The organism is Inquilinus ginsengisoli (assembly GCF_050434925.1).
GTDB classification, from domain to species: Bacteria; Pseudomonadota; Alphaproteobacteria; order DSM-16000; family Inquilinaceae; genus Inquilinus; species Inquilinus ginsengisoli_B.
The window spans coordinates 4,349,119-4,365,593 of the sequence record NZ_JBNDJK010000001.1 but is presented as its reverse complement, the minus strand read 5'-3'; the positions used below and the strand labels follow the sequence as shown (position 1 = coordinate 4,365,593).

The window sequence follows — 16,475 nt, the reverse complement described above, 5'->3', positions numbered from 1 at the left end:
GGGGCTTGGCGGCGGGCGTCAGACAGGGGGATCATCATGCCGGTGCGGAAATGGGGCAGTGAGCGGGTCGTCGGGACGGACCACTGGATCAGCTTCATGGAGGCGGATGTCGCCGGGCTGGCCGATGGCGGCTATGTCGTGGTGTGGGAGGACGGCGACACCGAGCGCGTGCTGGCCCAGCGCTTCGATGCGCAAGGCAGCCCGGTCGGTGCGGAGATCGTGGTTGTCGGCAGCGAAGTCGCCGGCACCGGGTATTACCTGCCGCAGGTCACCGCGCTGGACGGGGGCGGCTTCGCGATCAGCTATACCAGCGACGCCGGTGGCCAGAACATCTGGGTGAACCAGTATGCGGCCGACGGCAGCTACCTGAACGGGCAGGGCTTCGTCGACCCCACCGCCTCCGAAAGCCAGGGCGCGATCACCACGAATGGTCTTGGCTACCGCATGGCCTACCAAGATGGGACCGACATCCGGATCGGCGGCACCATCGTCAACAGCGACGCCACGGCCGGCCTCCAGTCGCATCCCGCGATCGCGGAAATCGACGACGGCCGCTATGTCGTGACCTGGCTCGACGGCGGCGACATCCGCTACCGCGTGTTCGCCGCGGACGGCACCGCCCTCACCGCCTCGATCCAGGCCAACAGCTCGCCGCACGTCGCCGCCCCGCATAACCCCAGCGTGATCGCGCTGGCCGACGGGCGCTTCGTCATCGCCTGGGGCGAGTCGTCCGCCCTCCTGCAGGACCGCGACGGCTACAGCGTGCACGCCAAGGTCTACAATGCCGACGGGGTCCAGATCAGCAACGAGTTCGTGGTCAATTCGGCCTTCAAGAACGATCAGCTCTTCCCTGACCTCGCCGCCCTGCCGGATGGCGGCTTCGTCGCCGTCTGGTCCGACTCCTCGGCGGGGACGGACAACGACGACTACAACATCGCCGGCCAGCGCTTCGACGCCTTCGGCGCCCGGGTCGGCAGCCAGTTCACCGTCAACACCGGCACCGACGGCACGGTCGGCCAGTACTTCCCGCATGTCGCGGCGCTGGCCGACGGCCGGCTGGTGGTCGAATGGCACAGCGGCACCGGCGAGATCCGGACCCAGATCATCGACCCGCGCGACGGGGTGGTGACCGGCACCGAAGACGCCGACACGCTCTACGGCCATACCCTCGTCAATGACGAGATCAACGGCCTCGGCGGCGACGACGCCCTGAACGGCCTCGGCGGCGACGACGCGCTCTACGGCGGCGACGGCAACGACGTGCTCCGCGGCGGCGCCGGGGCCGACGAGCTCGACGGCGGCGCCGGCATCGACACCGCCAGCTGGTACACCGGCTCGGCCGCGGTCGTGGTCAGCCTCGTCACCGGCATCGGCGGCGGCGGGGAGGCGCAGGGCGACACACTCTCCGCGATCGAGAATCTCTCCGGCAGCCAGGGCAATGACAGCCTGGTCGGGAATTCGGGCGCCAATGTTCTGCAAGGCTGGAACGGCAACGACGTGCTCACCGGGGCCGGCGGCAAGGACACGCTCACCGGCGGCGCTGGGGCCGACCGCTTCGTCTACAGCAGCGCGGCGCAGAGCGTGGTCGGCGCCAATGCCGATCTGATCACCGACTTCAGCCACGGCCAGGCGGACAAGATCGATCTGATGGCGATCGACGCCAAGACCACCGTGGCCGGCGACCAGGCCTTCAGCTTCATCGGCACCGGGCTCTACACCGGCGTCGCCGGCCAACTGCGCTATTCCGTGGTCGGCAGCCTCACCACCATCGCCGGCGACACCAACGGCGACGGCGTCTCGGATTTCCACATCCAGCTCACCGGCGCCATCGCCCTGGTCGCCGCCGACTTCGTGCTCTGACATCGGCGTGGGCGGCGCCCGGTCGGCACAATCCTGATACCGGCTCGGCACGGTTATGAAACAACATGCTGCGCTTCCTGTCTGACCGGCGGCACCGCCACCGGTCAGACAGGAGGGAACATCATGCCGGTACGGAAATGGGGCAGCGAAAAGGTGGTCGGGACCACCGACGGCGAGCTCGGAGTCAGGGAAGCAGACGTCGCCGGCCTCGCCGATGGCGGCTATGTCGTGGTGTGGGAGGATGCGAGCGATACCCAGCGCGTGCTGGCCCAGCGCTTCGACGCGCAAGGCAGCCCGGTCGGTACGGAGATCGTGGTCGGCAGCGGGATCTCCGGTGAGCATTCCGGGCCGCAGGTTGCCGCGTTGGCGAATGGCGGCTTCGCCATTTCCTTCACCAGTTCCACCGGCGGCAACAACCTCTGGGTGCGAGAATATTCGGCCGGCGGGATCTTCCAGACCGAACAGGGCTTCGCCACCAACCCCGTGTCCGAGAGCCAGGGGGCGATCACCTCGTCCGGCACCGGTCACCGTTTGGTCTTTCAGTTCGGCGACGACATCCTTGGGGCCGGCATCGTCAACAGCGACGCCCTCGCCGGTACCCAGCTGGCGCCCTCGATCGCCGAGATCGCCGATGGCGACCGCTTCGTGGTCACTTGGCTCGACACCACCGGCGGCAACTATCGGTATCGCGTGTTCGAGGCAGACGGCACGGCCGTCACCGCCTCGACCCAGGTCAACAACCCGCCGGGCGTCGTCGAATCCTTCGACATCCCGGCCGCCGTGACCGGGCTGGCCAATGGCGGCTTCGTCATCGCCTGGGATGAAATGTCGGCGACGTTGCAGGACCAGGACGGCTACAGCGTGCATGCCAAAATCTACAACGCAAACGGCGTGCAGGTGAGCACCGAGTTCGTGGTCAACGCGACCTTCAAGCATCATCAGGGCGTCCCCGACGTTGTCGCCCTGCCGGATGGCGGCTTCGTCGCCGTCTGGTCGGATTCCTCGTCGGGCGTCAACGCAACCGATCACAACATCGCCGGCCAAGTCTTCAACGCCTTCGGCCAACGGGTCGGCGGCCAGTTCACCGTCAACACCGGCACCGACGGCCCGGGCAGCCAAATTTCCCCGCATGTCGCCGCCCTGGAGGACGGCCGGCTGGTCGTCCAATGGCACAGCGTCGCCACCGGCGAGATCCGGACCCAGATCGTCGACCCGCGCGACGGGTTGGTGACCGGCTCCGACGACGCCGAGACGCTCTACGGCCACACGCTCGTCGCCGACGAGATCAATGGCCTCGGCGGCGGCGATGCCCTGAACGGCATGGGCGGCGACGACGCGCTCTATGGCGGCGACGGCACCGACGTGCTCCGCGGCGGCACCGGGGCCGATTATCTCGACGGCGGCGCCGGCACCGACACGGCCAGCTGGTACACCGGCGCGACCGGGGTCGTGGTCAGCCTCGTCACCGGCCTCGGCAGCGGCGGCGAAGCGCAGGACGATACGCTGAGCGGCATCGAGAACCTCTCCGGCAGCCAGGGCAGCGACAGCCTCGTCGGCGACACCGATGCCAACACGCTGCAAGGCTGGAACGGCAACGACGTGCTCACCGGATCCGGCGGCAAGGACACGCTCACCGGCGGCATCGGGGGCGACCGGTTCCAGTTCACCGCCATCGGCGACAGTATGGTCGGCGCCAATGCCGACCGGATCACCGATTTCAGCCATGCCCAGGGCGACCGCATCGACCTGGCGGGGATCGATGCCAGGTTCACGGTCGCCGGCGACCAGGCCTTCAGCTTCATCGGCACCGCCGCCTTTACCGGGGTCGCCGGGCAGCTCCACTACTGGCACGACGCCGGCCGGACCATCGTCTCCGGCGACGTCAACGGCAACGGCACCGCCGACTTCAACGTTACCCTGACCGGCACCATCGGCCTCGTCGCCGGCGACTTCGTGCTGTAGCGAGGGAGAAGGATGGCGACCCCGGCTGGACTCGAACCAGCGACCGTCCGCTTAGAAGGCGGGTGCTCTATCCGGCTGAGCTACGGGGCCGTATCCGCTCAGCGCGGCCGCGGGCGGAAATTATCGGCGTAGTTGCGCGGCACCACCCGGCGCTCGTGCTCCGGCAGCACGGAATAGGCGATGCTCTTGCGCTCGGCGAAGGCGATCGCCTCCTCCTTGCTCGGGAAGGTCAGCTGCACCTGGTTCAGCGTGTCGCCCGAGGCGACCCAGCCCATCAGCGGCTCCGGCCGGCGCGGTGTCGCGGGCTCGTATTCCAGGACCCAGTCCTGGACCTTGCCGCGGCCGCTCTGCATCGCGGATTTGGAACGACGATAGATGCGCGCCTGCATGGCTCGGCCGACTCTCCAGTGTTCTGCCGGGCTGGTCGGGGCGGAGAGATTCGAACTCCCGACATCCTGCTCCCAAAGCAGGCGCGCTACCAGACTGCGCTACGCCCCGTCGGCCCGAACGCCGCAGGTTTCCTAGAGCTTTTGCAGCAGGTTGGCAAGGAGCTTCTCTTCGATCGAACAGAACAAAACAGCACCTTTCGAAGCCCTCTTACGTGACGAGTCCCGACATGGTCCCGACCGATGTTCCATCTTTGTTTACACCGTACGAGGCAAGGCCCTGGTCCAGGTCGTGGCAGGCAGGCCGACTTTGGACTCGACTCCCCTCCTGGGGTTTCAGATGGCGTTCTGCGGTCGCGCCCGTCCCTGCCCTACCGCCGCGCTATCACAAACTCAGCTTCAAATCGGGGACCCGCAACTGCCTACGCTCACACACACCGATGTGCGACGATCGGGTCAATCGTTAAACCCCAACGCACGATAACTCTCTTATTGCGCGCTGAATGGGCCCCTGGTGACCGAAGCGAACTGGATCTGCTTAGGCCTTGGTCGCCTCAACGTCCCTGCGCGTCGCGCCAAGCGCGGTACTCCGCCTCGCCCTCCTTGGTGAGCGGGTAGTATTTCCGGAGGTCACCGCCCTCCGACAGGCGAATACGGGTGAACTCCTCCCATTCCGTATGCTGGCCGGCGATCTCGACGAGCTTCGATGCCAGCCCGATGGGCACGACGACCACGCCGTCATCGTCGGCCACGATGATGTCGCCGGGGATGACCAGCACGTTCGAGCAGGCGATCGGAACATTCACCGCGAACGGGATGATGTTGGTCTGGGCATGATAGTTCGGGGTCACGTCGCGAACCCAGATCCCAAGATCGAGCTCGGCGGCCGCGGCGGAATCTCGGATGCAGCCGTCGACCACGACGCCCACGCCACCGCGTCCGGCGAAAAAGGTCAGCATCATCTCGCCGAAGATGCCGCTGCCGAGATCGCCGCGCGCGTCGACCACGATGACGTCGCCGGCCTGGGTCGGATACATGACGTGCCGGTGCAGCTGCAGCTCGGGGTTCCCGTACTCGGCCGCGCCGTAGAGATCCTCCCGCTTCGGCATGCACTGCAGCGTCAGCGCCGGCCCGGCAATCGTCCTGCCCTTCTTCAGCGGCCGCGGCCCGCGGATCTGCGCGTCGCGGATGCCGAGATGCTGGGCGAGCTCGCTCGACAGCGTCGCGGTGCCGATCGCGGCCAGCGCATCGCACAGCGCGCGCGGCGGGCGCGCGATATCCTTGATCTCGATCGTGGTCACTCTCGTCTCCGTCGGAAGGCCGCCGCGCTGGCGGCGGCAAGGGGATGGATCAGCGAGCCTCGGGATCGCCGAAACCGTCGATCATGTTGGCGCGCAGATAATCGAGGTTCATGGTGATGCCGAGACCCGGCTCGCGGCCGAGGTGAATCCGTCCGCCCGAATTATCGACCGGAGTCCCGACCAGCCTGTCGTAGTGCGAGAGGTCGCAGTCGCTGGTCTCGATCCGGTAGAAATTCGGGACGGTCATCATGACATGGGCGCCGGCCGTCACATTGATGGGGCCGCTCGCATCATGCGGGCTGATCGGGACGTAATAGGCCTCGGCGAGCGTGGCGATCTTCTTCAGCTCGCTGATGCCGCCGGTCCAGGTGACGTCCGGCATCAGATAGTCGGCCAGCTCCTTCTCGAGGATCGGCACGACCTCCCAACGCGTGTGCAGCCTCTCGCCGACGGAAATGGCGGCGGAGACTTTCTCCCGCACCTGACGCAGCGCGTGATAGCTCTCGACCGGCACCGGCTCCTCGAACCAGTCGATCTGGCCGGCCTCCTCGAGCGCCCGGCAGAGCCGGATCGCCGTCGGCACGTCGAAGCGGCCATGCGCATCGATCAGGATCTCGATGTCCGGCCCGGCGGTCTCCCGGATCAGCGCGGTGAGCTCGGCGGCCTCGCGCTCGCCCCTCTTAGACAGGTAGCCGTCGAGATAGCCGTGCGGGTCGCTCGATCGTCCCTCATAGGACGGGAACGGATCGAATTTGATGGCCGTGTGTCCCGAATCGAGGATCCGCCGGATCTCGGCGACAACGCCTTCCTTCGACGTGAACCTCGACTGGTCCGGATGGGTGTAGATCAGCACATCATCGCGGACCGCCCCGCCGAGCAGCTCGTAGATCGGCAGCCCGCGCGCTTTTCCGACGATGTCCCACAGCGCGATGTCGATGCCGCTGACGACATGCGAGGCAGCGCCGCGCGACCCCATATAGGTGAAGGAGCGGAAGGTCTTGTGCCAGAGCTGCTCGATCCGGGTCGGATCATCGCCGACGAGCAGGTCGTTGAGCTGGCGCAGGATCGCGGCGACGGCGCGGTTGGCCGGTCTGGTCGTGGTCGTGATCTCGCCCCAGCCGGAAAGCCCCTCATCCGTTCTGACCTCGACGAAGAGGTACTCGCCCCAGTAGGAGCGCTCCACCTTCACCAGCCACGGAATGATCTTCGTAATCTTCATGTCTCGCTCCTCAGCCGCGAACCGCGCCGGACATCAGGCCCTTCACCAGCAGACCTTGCGCGAACCAGACGAAGATCAGGGTCGGGATCACCATCAGCACGCCGGCCGCCGACATCGCGCCCCAGTCGATGCCGAACTGGGAGACGAAGTTGGTGAGACCCACGGGAAGCGTCTGCGCCGCCTCCGACGATGAGAGGGTCAGCGCGACCAGGAGGTCGTTCCAGGTGAACAGGAAGGTGATCACCCCCGTGGCACCGATCCCCGGCGCGATCAGCGGCGACACGATCTGCACCAGGAGGCGCAGCGTGCCCGCGCCGTCGATCTTCGCCGATTCCTCGAGCTCCCGGGGCACGTCCTGGATGAAGCCCATCAGCAGCCAGATCGCGACCGGCAGCTTCGCGGCGGTGTGGGTGAGCACCAGGGCCGTCAGCGTGTCGAGCAGGCCGATCGAGGCGAACACCGCGAACAGCGGGATGGCCAGCGCGACCACCGGGATCATGCGCATGATCAGCAGGACGGTGAGGACGACCCTCGCCCCGGGCAGCCGGAAGCGCGACAGCGCATAGGCGCAGGGCACGCCCAGCAGGATCACCAGCACCACGGTCGCCACCGACACGATGACCGTGTTCCAGAGATAGTCGTCGAGGCCGTACTGGCTGAAGACCGCGATGTACTGGCCGAAGGTCACCGATTCCGGGAACACCCGGACCGGCATGGCGAAAATGTCCGCCGAGCCGCGCAGCGAGGTGAGCACGAGCCAGACCAGCGGAAAGATCGTCAGCAGGATCGTCCCGAGCAGGACGGCGTAGCGCGCCGCGAGGCCGAGGTCGCGACGGCGGCGCGCACGATGGCGGCGGCGGACCGGCGCGGCGACAACGGCGCCGGTCATGCCCGCCTCACCAGCTTCCGCCGCGCCCGGGGTACGCCGTACAGGAGTCCGAGCAGCAGCAGCGACAGGAACAGCGCGATGTAGGAGACGGCCGCCGCATGGCCGAACGCTCCGCCCTGGAAGGCCAGGAGGTAGGCGTTGACGGTGACGAGATTGGTCGCGCCGCCGGGCCCGCCCTGCGTCATCAGCCAGATCACGTCGAAGGTCCGGAAGGTGTCGATGATGCGGAGCATCAGCGCGATCATGATGACCGGGCGCATCAGCGGCAGGGTGATGTGCCGGAAGATCGCCCAGGGCGAGGCACCGTCGACCTTTGCCGCCTCGATCGGATCCTGTGGCAGCGACTGCAGGCCGGCGAGGAAGAGCAGCACCAGCAGCGGCGTGTTCTGCCAGATGTCGGCGATCATCACCGAGGCCAGCGCCCAATGGGGGTCGGACAGCCAAGGGGCCTCGGGCAGGCCGAGAAACCGCAGGGCGGCGTTGACGAGGCCGTACTGGCCGTTGAACAGCCAGCGGAAGTTGAGGCCGACCACCGCCGGCGCGATCATCGGCGGCACCAGCAGCAGCGTGCGGGCGAGCCTCAGCCCGTGCAGGCGCCCATTCACCAGGACGGCGACGCCGATGCCGGCCACCACCTCGATGGTGATGGTGATGACCGAGAAGATCAGCTGGACCCGCAGCGACTGCTGGAAGCCCAGATTGGTCAGCATATCGCGATAGTTCGACAAGCCGATGAACGCCTGCGACGGGGCGGACAGGTCCCATCGGGTGAAGCTCATGATGAAGGAGTAGCCCAGAGGGTAGATCAGGATCGCGATCATCGCGATCAGCGCCGGGCTCGCGAGCAGGTAGCCTGTTCGCCAGGACGGCGCCAGCGGCGACCCTCGCCACCGGCGCCCCGCCGGCCGGACTGCGGCTGTCATGCTAATCGTAGGCCCCCGCCTGCGTCATGATCTGCAGGGCTTCGGCGGCAGCCTGGTTGAGCGCATCCTCCGGCGTGGCCTGGTTGCTGAGCGCCCGCTCGATGGTCGAGAACATGAGTGTGCAGACCCGCGAGAAGCCGGGCAGCTTGGGCCATTCCTTGCCGGTGGCGATCGTCTGCTCGAGCTGGGACAGCCACTCCGCCTCGGCGCCACTTGCCTGCGCGACGACCTGCTTGGCGACCGAAATCCGGCTCGGGAAGTTCGAATATTCGTTGAAATTCAGGAGCTGCGCCTCCGGGCTCACCGTATACTTGATGAATTCGACCGCCGGGTCCTTGCGCTTCGACAGGCTGTTCAGGGCCATGGCGTGCGAGATGGCGCAGGAGATCGCCGCCTTGTTCCGGATATATGGCGCGGTTGCCCACTTGCCGACGACCTTCGACGTCTCCGGATTGGACAGCGTGGCGAAAGCCCCCGGCCAGTCGAAAGTGGACATGGCGGCGCCCGACGAGAACTGGGTCGAGTTCTCGTTCCACTGATAGGAGACCGTGTCCGGCGGCACGACCTTCCACTTGTGGATCAGGTCGCGATAGTAGGTCAGCGCCTCGATGCCCGGTGCGGCGTTGAACGAGGGCTTGTTGGCCTCGTCGACCCAGTCGCCGCCGGCCTGCCACAGCAGGTCGCTGAAGGTGCGCTGCGCCGGATCGCCCTGGCCGGGCACGACGAGGCCATAATAGCCATTCCCGGTAAGCTTGCGGCCGACATCGACCATGTCCTCCCAGGTCACCGCCGCCTTCAGCCCGTGCTCGGCATAGACATCGGACCGGTAGTATTGCGTCCGAGAGTCCATGTTGCGCGGAATGGCCGCGAGCGCCTTGGTCTTCGGGGAGATAAGATAGTCGACGCCAACCTGATAGAAATCCTTCAGCTCATCGGCCGAAAAATAGTCGTTGAGCGGGCTGAAATAATTGAAAAAGGAATCGATCTGCGCCGTATGCGTGCTGAACACGTCGTAGAGGTCGCTGCGGGCGGCACCGAGGGTGACCACCTTCGTCGTCAGCGGCGTGAATTCGAGCAGGTCGTATTTGACCCGGATGCCGGTCTTCTGGGTGAATTCGCTGACGATCCTCTCCCAATACTTCGGATAGAGAGGGCCGCCGGTGATCAGCAGGGCGCGGATCTCATCTCCCGCTGCTGCCCGCGCGATATGCGGGGCCGAAAGCGTGGTGGTGCCGAGCAGCGCTGCGGACCCACCGAGAAACCCACGCCGCGAAAACGTGAAGGACATTCGTCTCCCTCCCTTTTCATCGTTGATGGTTCTACGAAACCGCGATCCTCCTCCCGGCGAGGATGGGATTTCTGATGATGTCCGGTCTCGATCGCTCGACGAGCGCATTGCCGAACACGGCTCACCGCATCAGACGGAGCGCAGGCAACGGATGTCTTCGAAATCGCATTGTTCCTCCCCGCCGTGCGAAGGCAGCGCGAGTCCGGACAGTTGCGCTTGATCACGCTTATCTACTTATCGACTCGTCTGATAAGTGAATGCTAGCGTCCGAAACTGGTAAAGGTCAATAGGGCCTCTGGATCTTTGGTCGGCATGGACTTAATCGAAGTGGCGGCTGCGGCCGAGCCTGACTCCGCCCCCGAGACCGGGCCGGACAGAAGCCGCAGCCGCACGGCGAATTCCGGCCTTGCCGGCTCGCCGACGGCTTGTTGCAGGAGCCGGCTTGCGTCATGAAGATGACCATGGCAAGCGCTCGCGATGGTCGGCTCGGCAGCGAAGGCACTGGAAAGGAACGGCGGGTATGAGCATTGATGCTGGGGAGGCGAAGGAGCGTGGCGCTTCCGGGCCGCTCCGCCGGACCGATCTTCACGCGCCGCATTCGTCCGACCAGGCGGAAGGCGCCTCGTGACGGCCAAGGTTCAGCTCCGGACACTGCCGACTCAGGTCGCCGGCCTCCTGATCCAGCGGATCGCCACCAACACCTTCCCAGACGGGCTCGTCCCCTCGGAACTGCAGATCCTGACGGAATTCAGCGTCTCCCGCGCCGTCGCGCGCGAGGCGCTGAAAATCCTCAGCTCCCTCGACATGGTCGAGATCGCGCAAGGACGCCGCGTGACGGTTCGGCCCATCGCCGAATGGGACTATCTCAACCCCCTGCTGATCGAATGGCTTCCGCACGATCAGGTTCGGGAACTGCTGCTGGAGCTTCACGACTCGCGCGTCATCCTGGAGCCGGCCATTGCGGCCGAAGCCGCCCGAAGCCTCTCCGGCGAAGATCTGGCCCGGCTTCGGAACCTCGTCGACAGCATGTCGCGCGCCCACGACAATCCCGACGGCTACATCCAGCTCGATCTCGAGTTCCATATGGAGATCTGCCGGGCGACCCGGAACCGGATCCTCGATCGCTTCATGTTCTCATCGCGGTGGTGGCAGTCGGCCGCCCGCCGGATCAGCAACCAGGCGCCACATGCTCTGCCGATCGCCACCGAGCAGCATCGGTCGATCTATGAAGCGCTTACGGCGCGCGATCCGAAGCGCGCCGAGGCCGCGATGCGCGTGCATCTCGAGGCGAACAAGGCGAATTTCCTGATCGAGGAGCAGTTGCCGAGCGCCCGCTGAATCGATCGTTCGGCCATTCCACCCCTCGGACCACCACGATTGCGGCCGGATATCCGCCGACGCGATGTCCTCGCCCGAACGATATTCACCCACTTGTCAGATAAGCTAATAAGTATATAGGCTCCAGGATGCTTCGGCCGGGAGGACATCGGCCGCCATTCGGGAGGAAGACATGCAACAGCGGCGCCTGGGGTCATCGCCCGTATCCGTTTCGGAGATCGGGCTCGGGACCTGGGGTATGTCCGGCGCGTTCTGGGGGGCTGCGGACGACACCGAGTCGATTCGCGTGATCCATCGCGCCCTCGAGCTCGGCGTCACGCTCATCGACACGGCGGAAGCCTATGGCAATGGCCACTCCGAGGAGGTGCTCGGCAGAGCCCTGGCCGGCCGCCGCGACAAGGCGGTGATCGCCACCAAGGTCGCCCCCAATCACCTCGACCCCGCCGATCTCCTGCAGGCGTTCGAAGGATCGCTGCGGCGTCTTCAGACCGATCATGTGGATATCTATTTCATCCACTGGCCGCACCCGGATTACCCGATCGGCGACACGATGGCCGCACTCGAGAAACTGCGGACCCAGGGAAAGATCCGCGCGATCGGCGTCTCGAACTTCGGAGTGAAGGAGATCGGGAGCGCCAGCGCCCACGGCACGATCGACGTCCTGCAGCCGCCTTACAACATGCTTTGGCGCGAGATCGAGGCAGAGGTCCTGCCTTATTGCCGGAGCCACAATATCGGGATCATCCCCTATAGCGGCCTCGCCCAGGGGCTGCTGACCGGGGCGCTCTCCCGCGACACGAGGTTCGCCGAGGGGGACGAACGGCCCACCACCGTCCTGTTCCAGCCGGGCATCTATGAGAAGGCGGTCGACGCCGTCGACGCGCTCCGCCCGATCGCCGCGAGATATGGCAAGTCGGTTCCTCAGCTTGCCATCCAGTGGCTGACAAGCCGGCCGGGCGTGAGCTCCCCACTGCTCGGCGCGCGGACCGTGCGTGAGATCGAGGAGAATGCGGGCAGCGTCGGCTGGACGATCGCGCCAGAGGATGTCGCCGCCATCGACGGCCTGACGAAGACAGTTTGGGCCGAGATCTCGGACAAGGGCGACATGTTCGGATACTGGACCCGCCACCACCGGCCGAGGCAGCAGGCCCGCTGACGGACCCGCGCGTCCAACAGTCCTCCACGTCCAGCTCTGGTCAAACAAGCAGCGCGCCGCCATCGGCGCAGCTTGGGTCTGACACCTGCCCGCAAGCGACAACAGCCAAGGGAGACATGCATGAAGATCGTCGACATCAAGACAGCCGTTGTCGCCTATCACGGGCACGCCACGCTGGTCCGGATCGATACCGACGAGGGCATCTACGGAATCGGCGAGGCCAATCCGGACGCCGGCGCCGCCGCGATCGTCGGCCTGATCTCGGAGCTGAAGCGCGAGCTGATCGGCGAGGATCCGCGCAATGTCGAATATTGCTGGGACAAGCTGCGCCGCGCGCACGTCTTCTCGGGGGCGCAGTCGGGCGTGTTCCTGATCGCGCTATCCGGTATCGAGATCGCGCTCTGGGACCTCGCGGCCAAGGCGGCGGGCCAGCCGCTCTACCGGATGATGGGCGGCAAGTACCGCGACAAGATCCGCCTCTACGCGGATTGCGGCGATGGCGACGATGCGGACGGCTCGCCGGCGGGCTGCGCCGCGCGCGCGAAGCGCATGGTCGCCGAAGGGTTCACCGCGCTGAAGTTCGACATCGACAACCTGCGGCACCCCGCGAAGTTCGATGCGATGAACCATACGGCGAACGCCGCCGAGATCCGCACCATGGTGGAGCGGGTCCAGGCGGTGCGCGAGGCGATCGGCGCCGACATCGATCTCTGCATCGACCTCCACGCCCGCTACGACGTCCCGAGCGCCTGCCGGATCGCCTGGGAGATGGAGCAGTTCAACCTTCTCTGGCTCGAAGAGCCCATTCCGGCCGAGAACGTCGACGCTCTTCGCCAGGTCCGTGCCCGCAGCCGGACACCCCTCTGCATCGGCGAGAACCTGTATATGCGCTGGGGCTTCCGTGAGCTGATGCAGCAGCAGGTGGCCGACGTGATCATGCCCGACGTGCCGAAATGCGGCGGGCTCGCCGAAAGCAAGAAGATCGCGAATCTCGCCGAGATCTACTATCTGCCCTTCGCGCCGCACCTGGTCTCGACCCCGATCGGCACGATGGCGACCTGCCACACCTGCGCCGCCGTCCCGAACTTCCTCGTGCTCGAATGGCACGCGCTCGAGGAACGAGCCGTCTGGGACAGCTATGTCAAGCTGCCCGGGGGCGCGACATCGATCGTCGAGAACGGGCATATCCGCATTCCCGAGACCCCGGGCATCGGCGTCGAGCTGGACATGGAGGGCGTGCGCAGGCACGCCGTCGCCGGCTACGGCATCTTCGCCTGACCGAATAGGGGGCGGCTGATCGCCACCGGTCGCGCATCAGCCGCTCCTCCACAAAAAGAGGCCGGCGCCGACCGGTGCGGTGCCGCGCGATGCGCGTCACACGGAGCAAGAGCCATGGGCAAGCGGATCGTCTTCACCGGCGGCAGCGGCAAGGCCGGCTGCCACGTCGTCCCCTATCTGCAGCAGCGCGGCCACCAGGTCCTGAACCTCGATCGCGTGCCGCTCGACCTACCCGGCGTGAACACGTTGATCGTCGATCTGGCGGACAGCGGGCAAACCTTCAATGCGCTTTCGACGTATTACGGGTTCGAGGAGTATTTCGCAGGAGCCGGCCGGGCTCCCGTCGATGCCGTCGTGCACTTCGCCGCGATCCCTCGGATCTTCATGGTGCCTGACAACACCATGTTCGCGACCAATGTCCTGTCGACCTACAACGTGCTGGAGGCGGCGACCAAGCTCGAAATCCGGAAGGTGATCATCGCCTCGAGCGAGACCGTCTACGGTGTCTGCTTCGCCGAAGGCGACCGGGACTTCAATAGCTTTCCGGTCGACGAGCACCATGACACCGATCCGACGGACAGCTACGGCCTCTCGAAGGTCGTCGGCGAGAAGGTTGCCCGCTCCTTTGCGTCCCGCAGCGGTGCCGACATCTATGCCCTTCGTATCGGCAGTGTGACCCTGCCCGAAGACTATGAGCGCTTCCCCGGCAATCTCGCCGACCCGCTTTCGCGCCGGCGCGACGCCTGGAGCCATATCGACGTTCGCGACCTGGCCCAGATCGTCCATCTCTGCATCGAGAAGGACGGGCTCGGCTTCCAGGTCTTCAACGTGACGAACGATGAGATCATTGCCGACGAGCCGACGGCGGCCTTCCTCGAAACGCACGCCCCGCAGACGCCGGTGACGCGCCCCCTCGATGGGTTCGAGGCGCCGCTGAGCAACAGGAAGGCGCGAGAGATCCTAGGGTTCAGGGAAGAATACAGCTGGCGCCGGTTCGTATCGAGACCATAGGCCCAGTCACACTCCACTCCCCTGATCGGTTGCCGACGCAGCCTCGGCTTGGTTGGAACGCGAGCGACAGGGGCAGGCTGCTGCCTTGCGCGCGTTTCGGCAATCAGCCTGGCGCGACGGGATGGAAGGGGCCTTCGCTCACTTCCGCGCCCCCACAGCAGCTCCTGCTCGATCGGCGCCTGCGCCATGGTCGACCACCGCGACGCGGTGACGCACGAGATGCCGAGACGAGTTCAACGCGTATCGAGCCCTCACCCAGCTGCTGGACGCCGCAGGTCGCCTCTCCTGCCCGCCGTCGTCGGAGTGCGGTTTTTTACAAGTGTGCTGCTTCCAACCCTCGCCCTTTGAAGCAGGCGGCTCTTTGCGAGCCTCCATGGCAATCGCCCTCATCACAGGCGTGACGGTCCTGAGTGTCTCAGCTCTCCCCAAATCCGGCTCAAGAATATTCGATTGTTGACAGATAATATATGATCTTGCAAGAATCGCATGCACACTGCGATTTGAGCCAAGGGCTAGGCCGGCAGCCAGCCACTCGATCAGACCGTCCCGAGGGTGGACGGGAGCAGACCGGTAGGGAGGATTCCGATGAAAATCACCGGCATAAAGCCGTTGGTTGTTTCCGCGCCGCCGCACCGCAACTGGATCTTCGTGAAAATCGAAACGGATCAGCCCGGGCTCCATGGCTGGGGCGAGGCAACCCTTGAATGGAAGACCCGAGCGGTAATGGGCTGCCTTGAGGACTTCGAGCCGATCATCGTTGGTCGGGATCCACGCAATGTCACGCAGGTGTGGGAGGCCTTGCTCAAGGCAGCCTTCTGGCCCTTGGGCGTCATCGGATTGACCGCGGCGAGCGCGATCGAGCAGGCGCTATGGGATATCAAGGGCAAGGACCTCGGCCAGCCAGTCTGGCAGCTCCTTGGAGGTCAAGTGCGTGACCGTGTGCGTGTCTACACGCATCTGGGATCACGTAAGACCAAGCTCGATCGTGCCGCCCGCGATATCAAGAATTTCTGCGAATCTGCGATCGAGATCAAAGAAGCAGGCTACACGGCGCTGAAATTCGGACCTGTGCCCTACACGCACTACGACACGCTGCTGCGCGAGGTAAAGCACACCGGAAAGCTGCTGGAAGCCATGCGAGAGACGGTGGGCGACGACATGGACATCCTGCTCGATTTCCATGGACGGCCGTCCTCGATTGGTGCGGCGATCGCCTATATCGAGGCCGTTACTCCCGCGCGGCCAATGTTTGTCGAGGAGCCGATCCAGCCCGGCGATCCCGAGGCGATGCGCATGATCGCGCAGAAGGTCGACTGCCCGATCGCAACTGGCGAGCGCCTTCTGACCCACAAGGAGTTCGAAGACCTCTGCAACTTGAAGGCCGTAACCTACGTCCAGCCCGATCTGTGCCATTGCGGTGGCTTCACCGTCGGCAAGAGCATCGCGGCAACTGCGGCAGCCAACTACATGGGAGTCTGTCCCCACAATCCAATGGGCCCGATAGCTGGGATGGTCGGGCTCCACTTTGGGGTCGCCGTGCCCAATTTCGTCATCCTGGAGGAGATCGGGGGGGCCGTGCCTTGGTATGACGATGTCGTACAGACCTCGATCCAACGCTCCAATGGCTTCTGGGAAGTCCCGACGACCCCCGGCCTCGGCGTCGAGATTAATGAACGCGAAGCCGCGCGCCATCCCTTCCAGCAGGAGACCGTCGCAGGCCTCGAAGCAATGGTGTCGCGCGACGGGACCATCGCCAACTGGTGAGCCCAATCGGCTGAACTCGGACGTCGGACCTGGCAGCGCAGCCGCGCGCCAGAGCTTGGCGCGCGGCAACGCAAGCCGAATTGACGGCAGCAGCGCATAA

At 65.6% G+C, this 16,475-nt stretch carries 13 protein-coding genes and 2 tRNA genes; 7 read left to right on the top strand and 8 right to left on the bottom strand.

The features are described 5' to 3' along the window. The first annotated feature begins 36 nt into the window (after nt 1–36). On the top strand, nt 37–1,860 hold the full coding sequence (locus tag QFZ27_RS20805; protein ID WP_429228335.1) for a calcium-binding protein: 1,824 nt from the start codon (nt 37–39) through the stop codon (nt 1,858–1,860). 123 nt (nt 1,861–1,983) lie between these two features. After that, entirely contained in the window at nt 1,984–3,822 is a 1,839-nt protein-coding gene (locus QFZ27_RS20800) for a calcium-binding protein (protein ID WP_429228334.1), read from the top strand. Between the two features lie 13 nt (nt 3,823–3,835). On the opposite strand, the gene QFZ27_RS20795 is transcribed toward QFZ27_RS20800, so the two are convergent. From QFZ27_RS20795 to QFZ27_RS20760, 8 genes are all read right to left on the bottom strand, one after another. Next, nucleotides 3,836–3,912 (bottom strand) — tRNA-Arg (locus QFZ27_RS20795). An 8-nt stretch (nt 3,913–3,920) separates the two neighbouring features. Beyond that, complete coding sequence (locus QFZ27_RS20790) at nt 3,921–4,211, bottom strand: ETC complex I subunit (RefSeq protein ID WP_138893450.1); 291 nt, start codon at nt 4,209–4,211, stop codon at nt 3,921–3,923. A 32-nt stretch (nt 4,212–4,243) separates the two neighbouring features. Continuing rightward, nucleotides 4,244–4,320 (bottom strand) — tRNA-Pro (locus tag QFZ27_RS20785). Between the two features lie 442 nt (nt 4,321–4,762). Further along, the gene (locus QFZ27_RS20780) at nt 4,763–5,509 is read right to left on the bottom strand and encodes an RraA family protein (RefSeq protein WP_429228333.1); all 747 of its coding nucleotides are present in this window, start codon (nt 5,507–5,509) and stop codon (nt 4,763–4,765) included. A 49-nt stretch (nt 5,510–5,558) separates the two neighbouring features. Then, entirely contained in the window at nt 5,559–6,728 is a 1,170-nt protein-coding gene (locus tag QFZ27_RS20775; RefSeq protein ID WP_429228332.1) for a mandelate racemase/muconate lactonizing enzyme family protein, read from the bottom strand. A gap of 10 nt (nt 6,729–6,738) precedes the next feature. Next, nucleotides 6,739–7,617, bottom strand: a complete 879-nt coding sequence (locus QFZ27_RS20770) for a carbohydrate ABC transporter permease (protein WP_429228331.1) — start codon at nt 7,615–7,617, stop codon at nt 6,739–6,741. Beyond that, nucleotides 7,614–8,438 carry a carbohydrate ABC transporter permease gene (locus QFZ27_RS20765; protein ID WP_429228330.1) on the bottom strand — a complete coding sequence of 275 codons (825 nt, stop codon included), beginning with the start codon at nt 8,436–8,438 and terminating at the stop codon, nt 7,614–7,616. Before QFZ27_RS20765 ends, QFZ27_RS20770 begins: the two co-directional genes overlap by 4 nt. A gap of 103 nt (nt 8,439–8,541) precedes the next feature. Beyond that, nucleotides 8,542–9,936, bottom strand: a complete 1,395-nt coding sequence (locus QFZ27_RS20760; RefSeq protein WP_429228328.1) for an ABC transporter substrate-binding protein — start codon at nt 9,934–9,936, stop codon at nt 8,542–8,544. Between the two features lie 516 nt (nt 9,937–10,452). On the opposite strand from QFZ27_RS20760, the gene QFZ27_RS20755 reads away from it, so the two are divergent. The 5 genes from QFZ27_RS20755 to QFZ27_RS20735 all read left to right on the top strand — a co-directional run bounded on the left by QFZ27_RS20755 (nt 10,453) and on the right by QFZ27_RS20735 (nt 16,375). Beyond that, the gene (locus QFZ27_RS20755) at nt 10,453–11,166 is read left to right on the top strand and encodes a FadR/GntR family transcriptional regulator (protein ID WP_429228326.1); all 714 of its coding nucleotides are present in this window, start codon (nt 10,453–10,455) and stop codon (nt 11,164–11,166) included. A gap of 172 nt (nt 11,167–11,338) precedes the next feature. Beyond that, nucleotides 11,339–12,322 carry an aldo/keto reductase gene (locus tag QFZ27_RS20750; RefSeq protein WP_429228324.1) on the top strand — a complete coding sequence of 328 codons (984 nt, stop codon included), beginning with the start codon at nt 11,339–11,341 and terminating at the stop codon, nt 12,320–12,322. 120 nt (nt 12,323–12,442) lie between these two features. Then, entirely contained in the window at nt 12,443–13,600 is a 1,158-nt protein-coding gene (locus QFZ27_RS20745; RefSeq protein WP_429228322.1) for a mandelate racemase/muconate lactonizing enzyme family protein, read from the top strand. A gap of 114 nt (nt 13,601–13,714) precedes the next feature. Next, nucleotides 13,715–14,611: an NAD-dependent epimerase/dehydratase family protein gene (locus QFZ27_RS20740; protein WP_429228320.1), complete on the top strand. Its 897-nt coding sequence runs from the start codon at nt 13,715–13,717 to the stop codon at nt 14,609–14,611. A gap of 585 nt (nt 14,612–15,196) precedes the next feature. Then, nucleotides 15,197–16,375, top strand: coding sequence for an enolase C-terminal domain-like protein (locus QFZ27_RS20735; protein ID WP_429228318.1), 1,179 nt, complete (start codon nt 15,197–15,199; stop codon nt 16,373–16,375). The last annotated feature ends 100 nt before the right edge of the window (nt 16,376–16,475 follow it).